A 14,713-nucleotide genomic window follows, 5' to 3' on the forward strand; every position below is an offset into this window, starting at 1 on the left:
GCAGCCCCGCTTCTTTGTGTTAAAGCCCGACGATCAGGTGTTCGAGCCAGATCACCGCGATTCCCGCCAGATAACCCGCCAGGGCCAGCAGCGAGATGCGTTTCAGATACCACCCGAAGTTGATCTTTTCGAGCCCCATCGCCACGACGCCCGCCGCCGAGCCGATAATCAGCAGGCTTCCGCCCACGCCGGCGCAGTAGGTCAGCAGGTGCCAGAACAAGCCGTCCTGCACGAAATTCTGCGCAAAGGCCGGATCGGCGCTCGCAGCCACCGCAGCGGCGTCGGCTACGGGGTACATGCCCATGCAGGCGGCTACCAGCGGTACGTTGTCCACCACCGACGAGAGCAGGCCGATGGCCCCTGCGATGGTGAATACCTCGTGTACGGTCTTGTCCAGCCAGTCGGCCATGTCGGTCAGCACGCCTCCGGTTTGCAGGGCTCCTACGGCCATCAGGATACCGAGGAAGAAGAGGATCGTCGGCATGTCGATGTGTTTCAGCACTTTCGATACGCGCGGCTGGATCGACTCCTCCATGTTGCGGATGCTGCGTTTGCGGTCGTAGATGATTTCGGTCAGTATCCACATGAATCCCAGCGAGACCATCATGCCCATATAGGGCGGCAGTCCGGTGAGGCTTTTGAAAACCGGCACGAACAGCAGGCTCAGTACGCCCACGATGAGGATGAACTTGCGCAGGCGCGGCCCGATACACTCGGGACATCCCGTTGCGAGGGCCCTGGCGCTGACCTGTGCCGCGGGTCTGTCGGCGACATAGCGGCTGGCGATGGCCGTGGGGATGATTATCGACACCAGACACGGCAGGAAGAGGTTGACGACGAGGTTTGCGGCCGTGACGTTGCCGCGCATCCACAGCATGATGGTCGTCACGTCGCCGATGGGCGACCAGGCGCCGCCGCTGTTGGCGGCGATGACGATCACGCTGGCGAATATCCACCGCTCCTTTTTGTTGGCGATAAGCCGCCGCAGCAGCATGACCATGATGATCGTGGTGGTCATATTATCCAGCGCCGCCGACATGAAGAAGGTGATTACGGAGAGCAGCCACATCAGCTTGCGCTTGTTGCGCGTGGTGATGTGGTCGGTGATGACGCCGAATCCTCCGTAACTGTCGATCAGGTCCACGATGGTCATGGCGCCGATCAGGAAGACCAGTATCTCGCAGGTGTCGCCTAACTGATCGACCAGTTCGTGCTGGATTTTGGGGTCGTTGCCCAGGAGGCTGAAGACGGTCCAGATGGCTCCGGCCATGAGCAGCGCGACGGCCGATTTGTCGATTTTCGTTTTGTGCTCGAGCGCGATGAACAGGTAGCCCACCACGAAAAGCAGAATCATTGTCGTTATCATTCTGTGCGCATCATTAAAAGTACGATGGTTGCAAAGTTAATCAATTGCCCGGTGTTCCGGTTGTCTAATTGGGCATTTTTTGAGGTCCGGATTGGATTTTGGGATTTTTTTATATATCTTTGCCGTCGCTTTCGAGCGAATGTTTGAGCTGTGGTGTAATGGTAACACAGCAGATTTTGGTTCTGTCGTTCTGGGTTCGAGTCCCGGCAGCTCAACGCAAAAGGATGGTCAATGACCATCCTTTTGCGTTGAACCGGCTGTGTCAGCGTATCTTGCGATGCGAGACGAGCGCCGCGATCCACAGCAGTACGACCGAGCCGATGACGGCCGTGGCCAGGCTGCCCAGCGTGCCCACGGGCACCCATCCGAAAAACGAGAATATCCAGCCTCCCAGCACGCCGCCGATAAGTCCGACGATCAGGTTGACGAAGAGTCCCGAACTGCCTCCCTTGACGATCAGGTTGGCGATCCATCCGGCCGCCAGGCCGAGGAGCAGATACCATAGAAAATACATAGTCGTGCGTTTTAGAACGCACGACTTGTTGCAAAATCCGTTCCCGAACCGCTTACAGCGCCTTTTTCAGCGCTTTTGCCAACTGATCGGGACACGAGGTGCCCCGGCCCCGGCAGTCGATGCCTTCGAGCCGCGCCACGGCCTCCGCGGCCTTCATTCCCCGCACGAGCGCCGCAACGCCCTGCTGGTTGCCGTGGCAGCCGCCCGTGAATGCGACGCTGCGGACGATGCCGTCCTCCACTTCGATCTCGATCTGCCGCGAGCAGGTTCCCTCGCAGGCGTGGGTTATTTTCCGTATCATAAGCTATCGTGTGACGAAAGAAACAAAAAGAGCCGCAAATGATTGCAGCTCTTTGTGATATGTCGGTTGCCTCTACTGACGCTGGAGGTCCGAGTTGTCGGCTACGACCATGTTCTTGTCGATGCGCAGCGTGACGTTGCCGTCGACCTCGATCAGCAGGGTGGTCTCCTTGATCTCCTTCACTACGCCGTAGATACCTCCGGCGGTGATGATCTTGTCACCCTTTTTCAGGCTGTTGCGGAACTCCTGCATCTGCTTGCGGCGCTTGGACTCGGGACGCCACATGAAGAGCCAGAGAACCAGTACCATGAGGCCGATCATAATGATGAAACTGTACTGCTGCATGAAACCCGGCTGGGGTTCTATGGGTGCTGCCTGAAGAAAATTAATCATACTGTTATTCTGTTTTAAGTGTTTATTTCTGTGAACGAAGCAAAGATACGAAAAAGAACGAACAATGCCAAAACCGGATTGGACCCGGTTCGGGCAAACGGCCCGACTCCTAAAAGGGTCGTTACGACCCCAAAGATACGAAATATTGCGGAATAAACAAGTATTTATTCCACATCGGCTTCGATGAAAAGCCGCAGGGGGTGCGAAGCGCCCGCCAGCGAGATGTCCATGGTTTTGAGTTGCCAGCCCCATTCGCCGCGCGAATCGAACGTGAGCGTCACCTGCTGTGCATCTCCAGGTGCAACGGGCTGGGAATCAAATTCGAGGGTCGTGCATCCGCAGCTGCGCCGGTAGGAGGTGACCGCCACCGGACGGCTCGCGTCGTTGGCCAGCCACAGCCGCAGCTGGGCGATTTCGCCCGAGCCGAGGCGTCCGAAACGCACGGTGTCGGTGCCTCCTGTGGTGAGAATCGAATCCGTAAGCGTGATAATCCGGCCTTTGCGTTCGGTCGCCTGCGGCCGTGTACCGCAGGCCGCCGTCAGGACGGCCGGGACGAGGATCACAAGCGCACGGAACATCTCTGGGAGGGGGTTATTCGATCAGACCGCGGCCTGCCTTTTTGATGCTCCCCTCGGCGGTCAGCGACTCGACGATCTTGTCCAGCACGCCGTTGATGAAGGTGCTGCTGCCCGGGGTGGAGTAGTATTTCGAAATTTCGATCCACTCGTCGAGCGTCACTTTCACGGGGATCGACGGGAACGAGGTCAGCTCGGCCATGGCCGTGCCGATGATGAGGTTGTCCATAAAGACGATTCGCTCGACATCCCAGTTCGAGGTGAACTTTTCGATGTAGTCCTGATAGGTCGAGTAGTTGACCAGCGACTTTTCGAACAGTGTTTTGACGAACGCCGGGTCCTCGTCGCTCTTGAATTTCGGGGGAACCCGCACTTCGGTGTGCGACACGCGCAGTCCCGACAGCGTGCGCAGGATCATCATGATAATATAGGGGAGGTCGTCGCTCCAGAGGATCGACATCTCTTCGAGCACGTCGTCCAGCGCCTCGCAGTTCTGGAGTTCTTTGAAAAACTCTTCCAGCAGTTTTTTGTCCTCGTCGAACGGACGCTCCTCGCGCTGCATGTACTCCTTGTAATAGTCGCTCTCGGTGAGCTGCGTGTAGAGCGTACGGATCAGCTCGGGATATCTCGCCCAGCCCAGTTTGCGGGCGGCGATATGATCGTTCACCGCGTCGCTGTTGGCGATGGTGCGGATCACGGCGTTGTCCACGAATTTGGTGTTGGGATTGAGGTCCTCGAATGTCGGCAGTTTCTTCTGTTTGGCCAACTCCTGACGCTGCTCGGCGTAACGCGCGATCTCCACGGGGAGAATTAGTATCTGGAAATAGAGGTCGTAGGCCTTGTCGACGGACGCCATGAGCGTCTTTTCCGACGCGATCATATTGTCGGCACCCGACTTGAGGTGGGCGAACAGCGCCTTGACGACCTTTACACGGAGTAATCTTCTGCTCAACATATCTTTTAGAACGATTGGAACGGTTTTGACGGCGGCAAAGATAGGAAAATTTTTCCGGAATGAAAGAAATAAATCCCTATCTTTGCACCCGTATGGAACAAATGGAAGAAAAACAACCGTATGACGTAATCGTCGTCGGGGCGGGCGCCGCGGGCATGATGGCCGCGGGAACCGCGGCGCGCAACGGGCTTCGCGTGCTGCTGATCGAAAAGATGGAGAAGTCGGGCCGCAAGGTCCGCATCACGGGCAAAGGCCGCTGCAACGTCACCAACGCCCGGCCTGCCGAGGAATTTGCGGAGCAGGTGCGTACCAACGCCGACTTTTTCGCGCAGGCGTTCGCCGAGTTCAACAACCGCGCGGCGATCAAATTTTTCGAGCGCGCGGGCGTGAAACTCGAGATCGAGCGCGGCGAGCGGGTCTTTCCCAAGAGCGGCAAGGCGTGGGACATCGCCAATGCCCTGCTGGAATACTGCTTCGAAAACGGCGTCAAACTTATCTACGATACGCGCGTCACGGAGATCATGACCCTCGGGAACAAGGTCTTCGGCGTGAAATATATCAACAAGCGGGGCTTCGAACGCAAGGAGGAGTGCTCGCAGGTGATCCTTGCCACGGGCGGTGTGTCGTATCCCGCCACCGGATCGACGGGCGACGGCTATGCCTTTGCCGCCGACCTGGGCCACACGATCGAGCCGCTGCGCCCGTCGCTGACGCCGCTCGTCTCGTCGCACGCCCAGATTCGCCATCTCGACAAGGTGCTGCTGCGCAACGTGCGCGCTACCTTATATATAGATAATGAACCCGTGCGCGAGGAGTTCGGCGAGATCGGGTTCTCCGACCGCGGCATCGAGGGCGCCGTGGCGCTGCGTATGAGCCGCGACGCGGTGGACGCTCTGATCGACGGCAAACGGGTGAAGCTGACGCTCGACCTGAAGCCTGCGCTCACGGAGGAGGTCCTGCGCGACCGCATCGCCCGTGAACTGGCCGAGTTGGCGCCCACGGAGTTCTTCGGCGAATTGCTGCGCAAGCTGGTTCCCAAGCCGTTGGTGATGCCGTTGGCGCAGGAGATTGACGTCCGGGCGAATTGCTATGTCAGCAAACTCACCGAGGAGCAGATCACGCGCCTCGTGCGGACGCTCAAAGGGCTGACTTTCCCGATCACAGACTATGCGCCATTTGAATATGCCGTCACGACGGCCGGCGGCGTGCGGTGCGAGGAGGTGAATCCTTATACGATGGAGTCGCTGAAAATCAAAGGATTGTATTTTGCCGGCGAGGTGCTCGACCTCGACGCCAACACGGGCGGTTACAACCTCCAGATCGCCTTTTCGACGGGACGTCTGGCCGGGATGCTCAAAAAATAGCGACCATGAGATTCGGCGGATATCCTCTTTCATTTCGGTTGCCCGGGCGGGTTGCGGAACTGCGCAACCGCCTCTCCCGCGCACGCTATTTCCGCGGACACGGGGTGCATTCGCCGTTTGTTTACGATATCGTGCGCGAGGTATTCATGCGCGACGGACTGCTTCCGGGCGACCGGACGGTCTACGAGGCCCTGACGGCTGCGGGGATCTCCCGGCGGCGTGCCGTGCAACTGCAAAATCTGGCGATCCACTGCGGTTACGGTTCGTTTGGCCTGAATCGTGCGGATGCGGAGTTGTGCGTGGCGACGCGCGACCTGTCGCGGGCGAAGACGCTGGCGCTGGTGCGCGCGGCGGCCGAAGCGGGGCATACCCTGGCAGTGATGTCGCCCTACGACGGGCATGTGCGGCAGGCGTTGTGCGCCCAGATCGTTGCGCAGCACCGTTCGACGACGGTCGATAATCGCGGATACCTGCTGATCTTCAACAACCATTTGCCAAAACAACACTTCCGGATATGAGTAAGGTATATACCAAGACAGGTGACAAAGGGACCACTTCGCTGATCGGCGGCGAACGGGTCTTCAAAACCGACGAGCGGGTCGAGGCTTACGGCTCGGTGGATGAACTGGCGGCCTTCACGGCCCTGCTGGCCGACAACCTCCGCCCGGACGACGCATTGGCGGCTTATGTCGATGACCTGAACCGCATTCTTTCGCGGCTGATGAGCGTCGAGGCGCTGTTGGCGACGGGCGAGTCGGGGAGCGACAAGGTCGCTCCGCTGGACCCTGCCGTGGTTACGTGGCTCGAAGGGCGTATCGACGCCATGCAGGAGGCGTTGCAGCCCATAGACAAGTTCACGATCCCCGGCGGACATGCCGCCGTGTCGCTGTGCCACGTCTGCCGTACGGTCTGCCGGCGCTCGGAACGTGCGGCGCTCCGGGCCGATGCGAAATACGGCGTCGAGCCGTCGGTATTGGTCTGGCTGAACCGTCTTTCGGACTATTTTTACCTGCTCGGACGCACGCTGACGGCTCATTATGAGGTGAAAGAGGTTTTGTGGATTCCTTAAATCATTGATTTGCAGAGTTATGTGTATGTAATAACGATGTTTTATCGTTTTTTCTTTGTTTTTCTCAATTTTTTTATACTTTTGCAAATCAGTCATAGTGGATCAATAGCCTTGCGGGGTTTATAATCCATTGATATTTGGGAATTTAAAAACTTTGTGACTATGTATTGGACACTTGAATTGGCTTCTAAGCTCGAAGACGCCCCTTGGCCCGCAACCAAAGAGGAGTTAATTGACTATGCGGTACGTTCGGGAGCGCCGCTCGAGGTACTCGAAAACCTGCAGGAAATAGAAGACGAGGGTGAGATCTACGAATCGATCGAGGACATCTGGCCCGACTATCCTTCGAAGGACGATTTTTTCTTCAACGAGGAGGAGTATTAATGCGTTTTTAAGCGTAAAATAATTGTTAAAACCCTGTTAATCAGACAGATTAGCAGGGTTTTTATTTGTTTGGACAATGGCGTTTGACCGCCTCAAATGGCGCGGTTTGTTTGGACAAAATACATTTTTTGGAGGAGAAATCGGGATGACATCTATATACTTTAATGTACCAACCTAAGCATAGGATATCCTATATGCAAAGATAAGAATTTTAAGTATTTATACAATAAATGCAGCCTAAATATTTAGGCTGCTTTATTATGTTGCAAAAGATATAAAACGCTTTTATGGCATTGCCACCATTCCATATGCGTATGTTACTGCCGTTCCAGACTCATCTTTGAGTGGCTCTTTTGTTGTCCATGTCACTCCATCCGTAGAAGTTGTCATATAATAGACATATTTGCTATTTTCATACAAACTGCCAATTGCTACGAATGTACCATTATTGCCTTTACTATATACTATACACTTAAAGTCTAAATTCTGAATATATTGAGTTCCAGTCCACGTTATAGCATCTTCCGATGCACTTAATCTGCCCTTGCCACCAACGATTACGAATTTACCGTTGCCATATGCGATATCTACGGGCGGATAATAGCTATTTATGGCAGAAATCCGGTTTTCCCAAGTTTCACCATCTACAGAAGAAATTGCATAACCGTTGGTGCTTACTGCGACAAATTTTCCATTTGCATAGGTTACTATTTTCCATGTATCTGAACTATAATGATACGTATTGTTACAAGTTTGACCATTATCAGTAGATGTCCATAAGTTACCACTATAGCAAGCTAAAACCAGTTTACCCTCTCCATAAGCAATACTGTTGGCGCTTCCACTTACATTTGCTTTCTGAGGAGTTGTCCATGTAATACCATTTACCGAGGAGGCTAAATAACTTGTATTGGTCATCGCAAAGAATAACCCATTGCCAAACACAACCTTGCTCCAACGGGTTGTTCCGACTTGCTTCGGCGTTGTCCACGTTTTTCCATCGGTTGACGTTGTTACATATCCATTTTCACCAACCGCTACATATATTCCGTTGCCATATGCAATATCAAACCAGTCATTCGTTCCAACTACTGCCATAATCTCATCGTTAATTTTGATTGTAAATAAATCTTCGGTCGACGGCGGAGTAGTCGGTTCTTCCGGCTTTTCAATAGGTGGTTCTACCGGTTCAAATACCCCCCCCCGTCATTTTTCTCGCAGGATGCACACATCCAAGCACATACCGCAATGCAAATCATCTTTTTAATCATAACTGTTTTTTAAGGTTTGTATAAATCGACATTAAAAGTAGTCATTTCAGATGATATTGCAAAATCGGAATTTCAGCAATCATTTCGGTTGCACGGTCGTTTTTACAATCGTACCGCTTGCTCCGACAATAATTACATCCACAGCCTTTTTAGTCTTGGCTGCATTCTGTGCCCAATACCAAAGTGTCGTTACATTCATATCATTCTATGTTTTTGTTTGGTATATGTATATGCACATTGACAATTACAATATCAACATCCGGTATTTTAATCGTTTTTTTGCAATGGACAGGAATTGGCTGAATCTTTCCCCATCCGTCAAATTCCTCGTGTTATATCGGTATGCAAATTCATCGCAGTACAATTCCAAATGCTTTCGAGTGACCAAATGATAAACGCCTATTATGCCACGTTTCAATTGACTCCAAAAACCTTCAATCGAGTTTGTATGATAACCACCTTTGACATATTCGCCTCTATGATGGTCTACTACCTTATGCACATAGTTTTCCGACAAGCCCTTATAGCCATACCAGCCATCGGTAACAACCGTAGTTCCTTTCGGCACAAGTGAATTTATCACATGATGCAATACCCATTTGCTAGCACTTGGAATAGGCTCTACATAGACTTTTCCATCGGATAATAGTCCCATTACAGGAGCTTTCAATTTAAGACTACGGCCTCTTGTGTTCTTCAACCGTTTGCCTGCATTCCGATTTTTGTTCTTACCTCCGATATATGTTTCATCGACCTGCGTAATATCTCCGAAGTCAATATCCGCATTATATCTGATGTTATAACGTATCCGGCTCAACATAAACCAAGCAGTCTTTTGCGTAACTGCAATATCTTTATGCAATTGTGTACTGCTTATGCCTTTCTTATGGGCCAAGAATACGTATATCGCTATAAACCATTTTTGCAAAGGAATATGCGAACCCTCGAACATGGTTCCTACCGTTACGGTAAACCGTTCCCGACAATCTTTGCATTTGTATAGCCCTCGGAATACACCACCATTGGTCAGTTTGTAATGTTCTTCCGACTTACTGCCGCAATGAGGACAAACCGGGACTCCGTGCCACCTGATATTTTCCAAGAAAAGCCTACAATCCTCCTCGGATTGCAAGTTTCTCAGTAAATCTATCAGTGACCTTATCATTGTGGCATTTGGTAAATCGAATCCAATTCCGGTTTGGATTAAATGAATCCCAATGAATTTGGATTATATGTAGATATATTACTACACCCGATCCCGATTTTGCACTATTTTCGGAAAAATTTTCAAAGAAAATGAAAAAAGCCAACCATAATGATTGACTTTTAATGACTTGTATTTTACCTTGAATATGGATTTTCGAAGAAAAATCCTATATTTGCATTAAGACATCCTATGTTTTGGTTGGTACATTAAAGTATATAGATGTCATTTCAATATATAATTATAAAACGCGGCAACATGAATAAGACAAAAGAAGAATTATGGCAAGAGTCCGAAGATAGACGTTTAGAGTATGAAGGCTATTGTAGAAAGATAATACAAGGGTTGGAAAGTCAAAGCGAAACGAGTGGAATTCGTGCCATCTGGGAATTGGTGCAGAATGCACGCGATGTGTCGGACAATGCAGTCATTAGAATAGAGTTAACTCATAACAATCTTATCTTTTCGCATCATGGAACGCCATTTGATTATACCTCATTTAGAGCTCTTGTAAAACAAGATAGCTCAAAAGACAGGGCTGATGCTGAGACTGTGGGCCAATATGGGACTGGCTTTATGACTACACACACATTTAATAGGCTTGTATATGTTTCTGCTCCATATGCTGTGAAACGTGGTAAAGATGAAATAACAGGGTATGTGCAGATAAAAGACTTTGAATTAGACCGAAGAAAAGTGGATTCAGACGAGGGGCCTGCCTTGATGGAGAAACAATTAGACGAGGTAAAAGAATTTTGGAAAAGGCCTCAACAAACAAAGATAATAGATGACCTAACATCGTTCAGGTATGAATTGAATAAAGATCAGATTGAGAAGGTTTCTTCCTATTTAGACAACGTTGTTAGGTTACTCCCTTTTGTCTTGGTCCTCAATGCTACTATTCATAAAGTAGAGGTTGAGAATAAGTATAGCAATGAACATTATACTATTAATAAGAGTAAATCGAGTACGACAAAGAATTTTGGTCTAGCAAATTGGACACTGAACACGGAATTTATCCGTATATATAACCACAACACAGGAGAAGACAATACATTGGAATGTAGTAGCTTAAAATCAAACAAAGGTGATGTAGTGATTATACCACCATATCCGACTTCATGTGGTAATGTAAAGCATATTCCTAGTTTGTTTTTGTGGTTCCCTTTACTCGGTACTGAGGAGTTTGGGGTAAACTTTATTTTTCACTCCGAACGTTTCTATCCAGTTGAGAAGCGTAATAACATAATGCTTCCAGGGGCTTCTATGAATAGTGTAGAAAAAGGCAGAGAGAATGTGCAGATTCTAGAGGAGATGATGAAGGCGATCTTTGAATATTATAGGGATGAGGTACATTCAAAGAGCCTAAGTCTCGATATGTGTCATGTGGAATTCCCTGAGGTGTGTGAGACCGATGAAACTGAGCTTCTGTACAAAGAAATGCAAGAATTATGGAAAAATCAAGTTGTCAATTGGAAGGTTCTACCTATCGGTAATTCAAAGCATAGTATAAATGAAGAAAATGTTAAATTGTTGCATCCTGATTTTTATAGTAAACTCAATAATGATCAAAGAGTAAAATATGAACCAGTGATTGCAAGCTATGTTTCAATGGTAAAAGGAGCAGATGGCAATGGTATCCTTATTCCAGATAAGGATTTGATTGAATGGTCCGAGGTTGTAAACAGATGGGGTTGTGATAAAGATGAAGAGTTCTTTATCACTGTGGCAGATGTTTGTCAAGCCATACAACAAAATTCCGAAAAATTGTTTTCATTCTTGATGTTCTTGAAAGATAGCGGGAATAGTAAGATGATGGAGGATTATCCACTGTTGCCTAATAGAAATGGCCAACTTAGAAAACGTGGAGAACTCTATTATGGAGCATTCATGGATGAAACAGTATATAACCTTGTGTGTACTGTAATGGGTGAGGATGCCGATAAAATGTATGATCCTAAATTCTTGGAGATATGCGAAGTAAATAACTATTCAACTAAAGATTTGCAAAAAGCTATTACGTTAACCATCACTTCTTGGCGAAATAAAATACTGAACAGCCGTGATAAGCTAAGTGATGAACAGTTGTATGCACTAATTCGTTTTTGTTCTGCATCGGCATTGGATGATTTTAAGAATCAACGTGGAAAGATAATGAGAGTTTTGCCAACATTTTATGGAAAAGTCTTTAGTCAAGAAGCTACTATAAAATATCGGGAAGAAGATGAAGAAGACTTCTATAGTCCAGCTTTTAATTTGCTGTTAGATTACACTTTGTCAAGAATATGCTGCAAAGATACAATATGGGTCGACAAGCACAAAGATTGGTTGTTGAGGTTTTTAGAGGAGTATGCTCCCAACGGCAATGATGATAGGAAAAAGAAACTGGATACATATGGAGTTCTGCCAAATCAGAATTCTGTGTTATGTATGATGAGTTCTTTAAAATCTAATCGAGGGGTTCCGGATGAGATGATGGAAATATACCAAGATGTGTTTGATAAAGATTTGAAGAATGAGTGGGTTGATCCAGCATTTGAGACTCTAGTAGAATTTCCGAATGTAACGCCTAACGCTATTGCACAGGAAATAGAAGCAGCAATTGTAGCGGATATGAAACAAGATATACATCAATATGAGAAAGTCGTTCGCAGAATAATACTAAAGATTGGAGAATCAGCTGAGTGGCAAGGTTGGTTTGGGCAGATTGATGACAAAAAGGCTCTCTATACATTTAATATGAAAACAGGAGATGCTCAAAAAAGTTTATTTTCGTTGATGGATAATTTAAATGATAAAAACCTGCATAGGCTCGCTAAACTGAGCGAAATTGCCAATATTGAGAATCTTATTGATCAACTAGAATGCATTCAAAAAAATGAAATTGCAAATAAAGCTAGATTTTATCATCTGCATACAATAGGTAAACGTATAGAAGACGTATTACGCGAGCATATAGGAAGTGATATTGTATCGATTGTTATTCCTAAAGAAAACGAAGATAAAGTTGGAGTGGATGATATTCAGGATGGGCAGGATATTGTAGTGAGTGTGAAGAAGGATGGTGCATGGCATAACATTTTTTTTGTGGAAGTTAAAAGTAAATGGGATTTTAATGAAGCAGCCCACATGAGTATGAGGCAGATACATATGGCCTGTTTGCATCCTGACGAGTATGCGTTATGTTGTGTTGATTTGCGGCCATATAAAAATCAAGATTTGACTAAACTGCCGGAATCATTAATTATAGGAGCAACTAATGTGAAAATGGATATTGGTAATACGCTCTTTCCCATAATGAAAGGAATTCTTGATACTGATAATCAATCAGATGAAACTCATATAAAGATCGCGGAATATAGGGGTAACATACCAGCTAAGGTTTTTGAAATTGGAGTCCCGTTTGATAAGTTAATAGAAAAGATTGAGAAAAAGGTAAACGAAAAACTACTACTATAAAAGCATACGATGACGTAAACTTCACGAGATTAACTAAACTATTCCATGAAACAACGCCCTATTGTATCAAAAGGATTGCCTCAGACCGTCTCAGACAGTACGGTTTGTTTGCGCAAATTTCATTATCTATCACATAATACATTAATAATCAACGTGTATAAATTTCTTCAACGAGGAAGAATATTAATGAAAATGCGGAGTTTGAACTCCGCATTTTTTATTGACAGGCTGTGCTGTCCGCTATTTCGTGGCGACGTAGAACAGGTCGAAACAATCCGCCCCGACCGGGTCGATGCGGTAGTCGTCCATTCGGATCGAGGTCGTCAGGTCGGTGTTCTGCTTCAGGAGTTTGCGGCGGTTGAGCCGGTTCAGCAGGTCGTAGGGCAGTTGCAACAGGCGGCGCGGCAGGCGGTGCTGGAGGTCCAGGATGTCGAACCGCGTGATGCGGCGGACGCTGCGGCGGTTTTCTTCGTAATAATCCATCACTTTCTCATCCCCGAACACCCCGAGGGTCTCGACCGTGGAAAAACTTCCGGCGAGGAGCTTCCGGAGTCCTTCGGCTGTGTATTCGCGCACGTGCCACGGATTGCGCGTCAGCGACATCGGCGCGTTGGGCGTCGTCACGATAAAACGTCCGCCCGGACGCAGCACGCGGGCGATTTCGCGCACGAAATCACCGTCGCGCCGGATGTGTTCGATCACCTGAAACGAGATCACGCAGTCGAAACTCTGCTTGGGGAAATCCAGCGGCGGCACCTCGGCCTGCCGGAATTCGACGTTGGGCAGTTCGAGCAGCTCCGGCGCCGGGACGTGCTTGTCCACGGTGACGAACCGCCGGGCGTGGGGCGCCACGACTTCGATGCCGTAACCGCTTCCCGTGCCTATTTCGAGTACGTCGCCCGCAATGCGTTCTGCCGCAGCGTGGTAGGCCAGCAGCGAACGTTGGAAAACGAAATTGTCGGAAGCCTCTGCCGACACCCGCTCTGCAGTGTTAATCTTCGCCATGGGTCTTGCAGTTTATTCCCTTTTCGCCGACCTCGACTTCGCCGCGTTTCAGGAGCATTCCCAGCGAGCGTTTGAAGACCTTCTTGCTCATCTGTGTCATCCGCGCCACCTCCTCCGGGGCGCTGTCGTCGTTCAGGGGGAGGAATCCGCCGTTGTCGCGGACCAGTTGGAGCAACGTCTGCGCCGAGTCCTTCACCTGTGCGAATCCGGACTGCTGGAGGCTTACGTCGATGCGGTTGTCCTCGGTGATGCGGCGGACGTAACCCGTCAGGCGGTCGCCGACGGCCACCGGACGGAATATCTGGTTGCGGTAGATCATGCCCCAGTGGCGGTTGTTGACGATCACGCGGTAGCCGATCTCGCTCTCCGAGGCGACGAGCAGCGAAACTTCGTCGCGGGGTTTCACCGAGATCAGGTCGTTGTTGATAAAGCCTTTGAGTTTGGTCGTGGCCACACAACGGCCCGTGATGTTGTCTTCGTAGAGGTAGACGACATAGCTGTGCCCGGCCAGGATGCCGCCCTGCTGGTTGCGGTTGGGGAGGAAAAGATCCTTGCCGTGGAGCCCCCAGTCGAGAAACGCCCCGTGGGCCGTCTTGTCCACCACGCGCAGGTAGCCCGCTTCGTCGGCGCGCAGCAGCGGCGTTTCGGTCGTCGCCACCAGCCGGTCTTCGGAGTCGTGGTAGAGGAATACCTCTTTTTGGTCGCCGACCTTGTCTGTCAGCGAGGTATAGCGGTTGGGCAGCAGAACTTCGTTCTGCTCCTCATCTACGAGGTATAGGCCGTATTCCGATACGCGGCTTACGGTGAGGGTTTGTGTGCGTCCTGCTCTGAGCATTGTCGTTTATTGAAAAAT

15 protein-coding genes and 1 tRNA gene are annotated in these 14,713 nt (G+C 49.5%); 6 read left to right on the forward strand and 10 right to left on the reverse strand.

The window, feature by feature from the left end; all coding sequences use genetic code 11:
- Positions 1-19: 19 nt before the first annotated feature.
- Positions 20-1,366, reverse strand: coding sequence for a sodium:proton antiporter NhaD (gene nhaD, locus BLU78_RS00415; RefSeq protein ID WP_026020551.1), 1,347 nt, complete (start codon positions 1,364-1,366; stop codon positions 20-22).
- Between the two features lie 144 nt (positions 1,367-1,510).
- Between nhaD and BLU78_RS00420 the strand changes: the two genes are divergently transcribed.
- Positions 1,511-1,581, forward strand: a tRNA-Gln gene (locus tag BLU78_RS00420).
- A gap of 47 nt (positions 1,582-1,628) precedes the next feature.
- On the opposite strand, the gene BLU78_RS00425 is transcribed toward BLU78_RS00420, so the two are convergent.
- The 5 genes from BLU78_RS00425 to BLU78_RS00445 form a co-directional block, all read right to left on the reverse strand.
- A complete protein-coding gene (locus tag BLU78_RS00425) occupies positions 1,629-1,880 on the reverse strand; it encodes a GlsB/YeaQ/YmgE family stress response membrane protein (protein ID WP_010258742.1) in 252 nt (83 codons plus the stop codon).
- Between the two features lie 52 nt (positions 1,881-1,932).
- Complete coding sequence (locus tag BLU78_RS00430) at positions 1,933-2,181, reverse strand: TIGR03905 family TSCPD domain-containing protein (RefSeq protein ID WP_010258744.1); 249 nt, start codon at positions 2,179-2,181, stop codon at positions 1,933-1,935.
- Between the two features lie 72 nt (positions 2,182-2,253).
- On the reverse strand, positions 2,254-2,574 hold the full coding sequence (yajC, locus tag BLU78_RS00435; protein WP_010258748.1) for a preprotein translocase subunit YajC: 321 nt from the start codon (positions 2,572-2,574) through the stop codon (positions 2,254-2,256).
- A 164-nt stretch (positions 2,575-2,738) separates the two neighbouring features.
- A complete protein-coding gene (locus BLU78_RS00440; protein ID WP_010258751.1) occupies positions 2,739-3,152 on the reverse strand; it encodes a DUF1573 domain-containing protein in 414 nt (137 codons plus the stop codon).
- Between the two features lie 13 nt (positions 3,153-3,165).
- Complete coding sequence (locus tag BLU78_RS00445; RefSeq protein WP_010258754.1) at positions 3,166-4,104, reverse strand: transcription antitermination protein NusB; 939 nt, start codon at positions 4,102-4,104, stop codon at positions 3,166-3,168.
- 92 nt (positions 4,105-4,196) lie between these two features.
- Between BLU78_RS00445 and BLU78_RS00450 the strand changes: the two genes are divergently transcribed.
- The 4 genes from BLU78_RS00450 (at position 4,197) to BLU78_RS00465 (ending at position 6,921) form a co-directional block, all read left to right on the forward strand.
- A complete protein-coding gene (locus tag BLU78_RS00450) occupies positions 4,197-5,468 on the forward strand; it encodes a BaiN/RdsA family NAD(P)/FAD-dependent oxidoreductase (protein WP_010258757.1) in 1,272 nt (423 codons plus the stop codon).
- 5 nt (positions 5,469-5,473) lie between these two features.
- Positions 5,474-5,986 (forward strand): hypothetical protein, encoded by a 513-nt coding sequence (locus BLU78_RS00455; RefSeq protein WP_010258759.1) that lies wholly within the window; start codon positions 5,474-5,476, stop codon positions 5,984-5,986.
- Positions 5,983-6,537, forward strand: coding sequence for a cob(I)yrinic acid a,c-diamide adenosyltransferase (locus BLU78_RS00460; RefSeq protein ID WP_010258761.1), 555 nt, complete (start codon positions 5,983-5,985; stop codon positions 6,535-6,537). Before BLU78_RS00455 ends, BLU78_RS00460 begins: the two co-directional genes overlap by 4 nt.
- A 162-nt stretch (positions 6,538-6,699) precedes the next feature.
- A complete protein-coding gene (locus tag BLU78_RS00465; RefSeq protein WP_019150042.1) occupies positions 6,700-6,921 on the forward strand; it encodes a DUF2795 domain-containing protein in 222 nt (73 codons plus the stop codon).
- A 285-nt stretch (positions 6,922-7,206) separates the two neighbouring features.
- Here the strand turns inward: BLU78_RS00465 and BLU78_RS13910 are convergent, their stop codons facing one another.
- Positions 7,207-8,019: a WD40/YVTN/BNR-like repeat-containing protein gene (locus tag BLU78_RS13910; RefSeq protein WP_143029330.1), complete on the reverse strand. Its 813-nt coding sequence runs from the start codon at positions 8,017-8,019 to the stop codon at positions 7,207-7,209.
- A 417-nt stretch (positions 8,020-8,436) separates the two neighbouring features.
- Complete coding sequence (locus BLU78_RS00470; RefSeq protein WP_010258770.1) at positions 8,437-9,357, reverse strand: IS1595 family transposase; 921 nt, start codon at positions 9,355-9,357, stop codon at positions 8,437-8,439.
- Between the two features lie 297 nt (positions 9,358-9,654).
- Here BLU78_RS00470 and BLU78_RS00475 point away from each other — a divergent pair, with 297 nt between their 5' ends.
- A complete protein-coding gene (locus tag BLU78_RS00475) occupies positions 9,655-12,855 on the forward strand; it encodes a sacsin N-terminal ATP-binding-like domain-containing protein (RefSeq protein WP_044106097.1) in 3,201 nt (1,066 codons plus the stop codon).
- A gap of 240 nt (positions 12,856-13,095) precedes the next feature.
- Here BLU78_RS00475 and BLU78_RS00480 read toward each other — a convergent pair whose 3' ends face one another.
- Positions 13,096-13,860 carry a class I SAM-dependent methyltransferase gene (locus BLU78_RS00480; RefSeq protein ID WP_010258777.1) on the reverse strand — a complete coding sequence of 255 codons (765 nt, stop codon included), beginning with the start codon at positions 13,858-13,860 and terminating at the stop codon, positions 13,096-13,098.
- Positions 13,847-14,695 carry a CvfB family protein gene (locus tag BLU78_RS00485; protein ID WP_010258780.1) on the reverse strand — a complete coding sequence of 283 codons (849 nt, stop codon included), beginning with the start codon at positions 14,693-14,695 and terminating at the stop codon, positions 13,847-13,849. The genes BLU78_RS00480 and BLU78_RS00485 overlap by 14 nt, the downstream gene beginning before the upstream one ends.
- Positions 14,696-14,713 lie beyond the last annotated feature (18 nt).

The organism is Alistipes timonensis JC136, assembly GCF_900107675.1.
GTDB classification, from domain to species: domain Bacteria; phylum Bacteroidota; class Bacteroidia; order Bacteroidales; family Rikenellaceae; genus Alistipes; species Alistipes timonensis.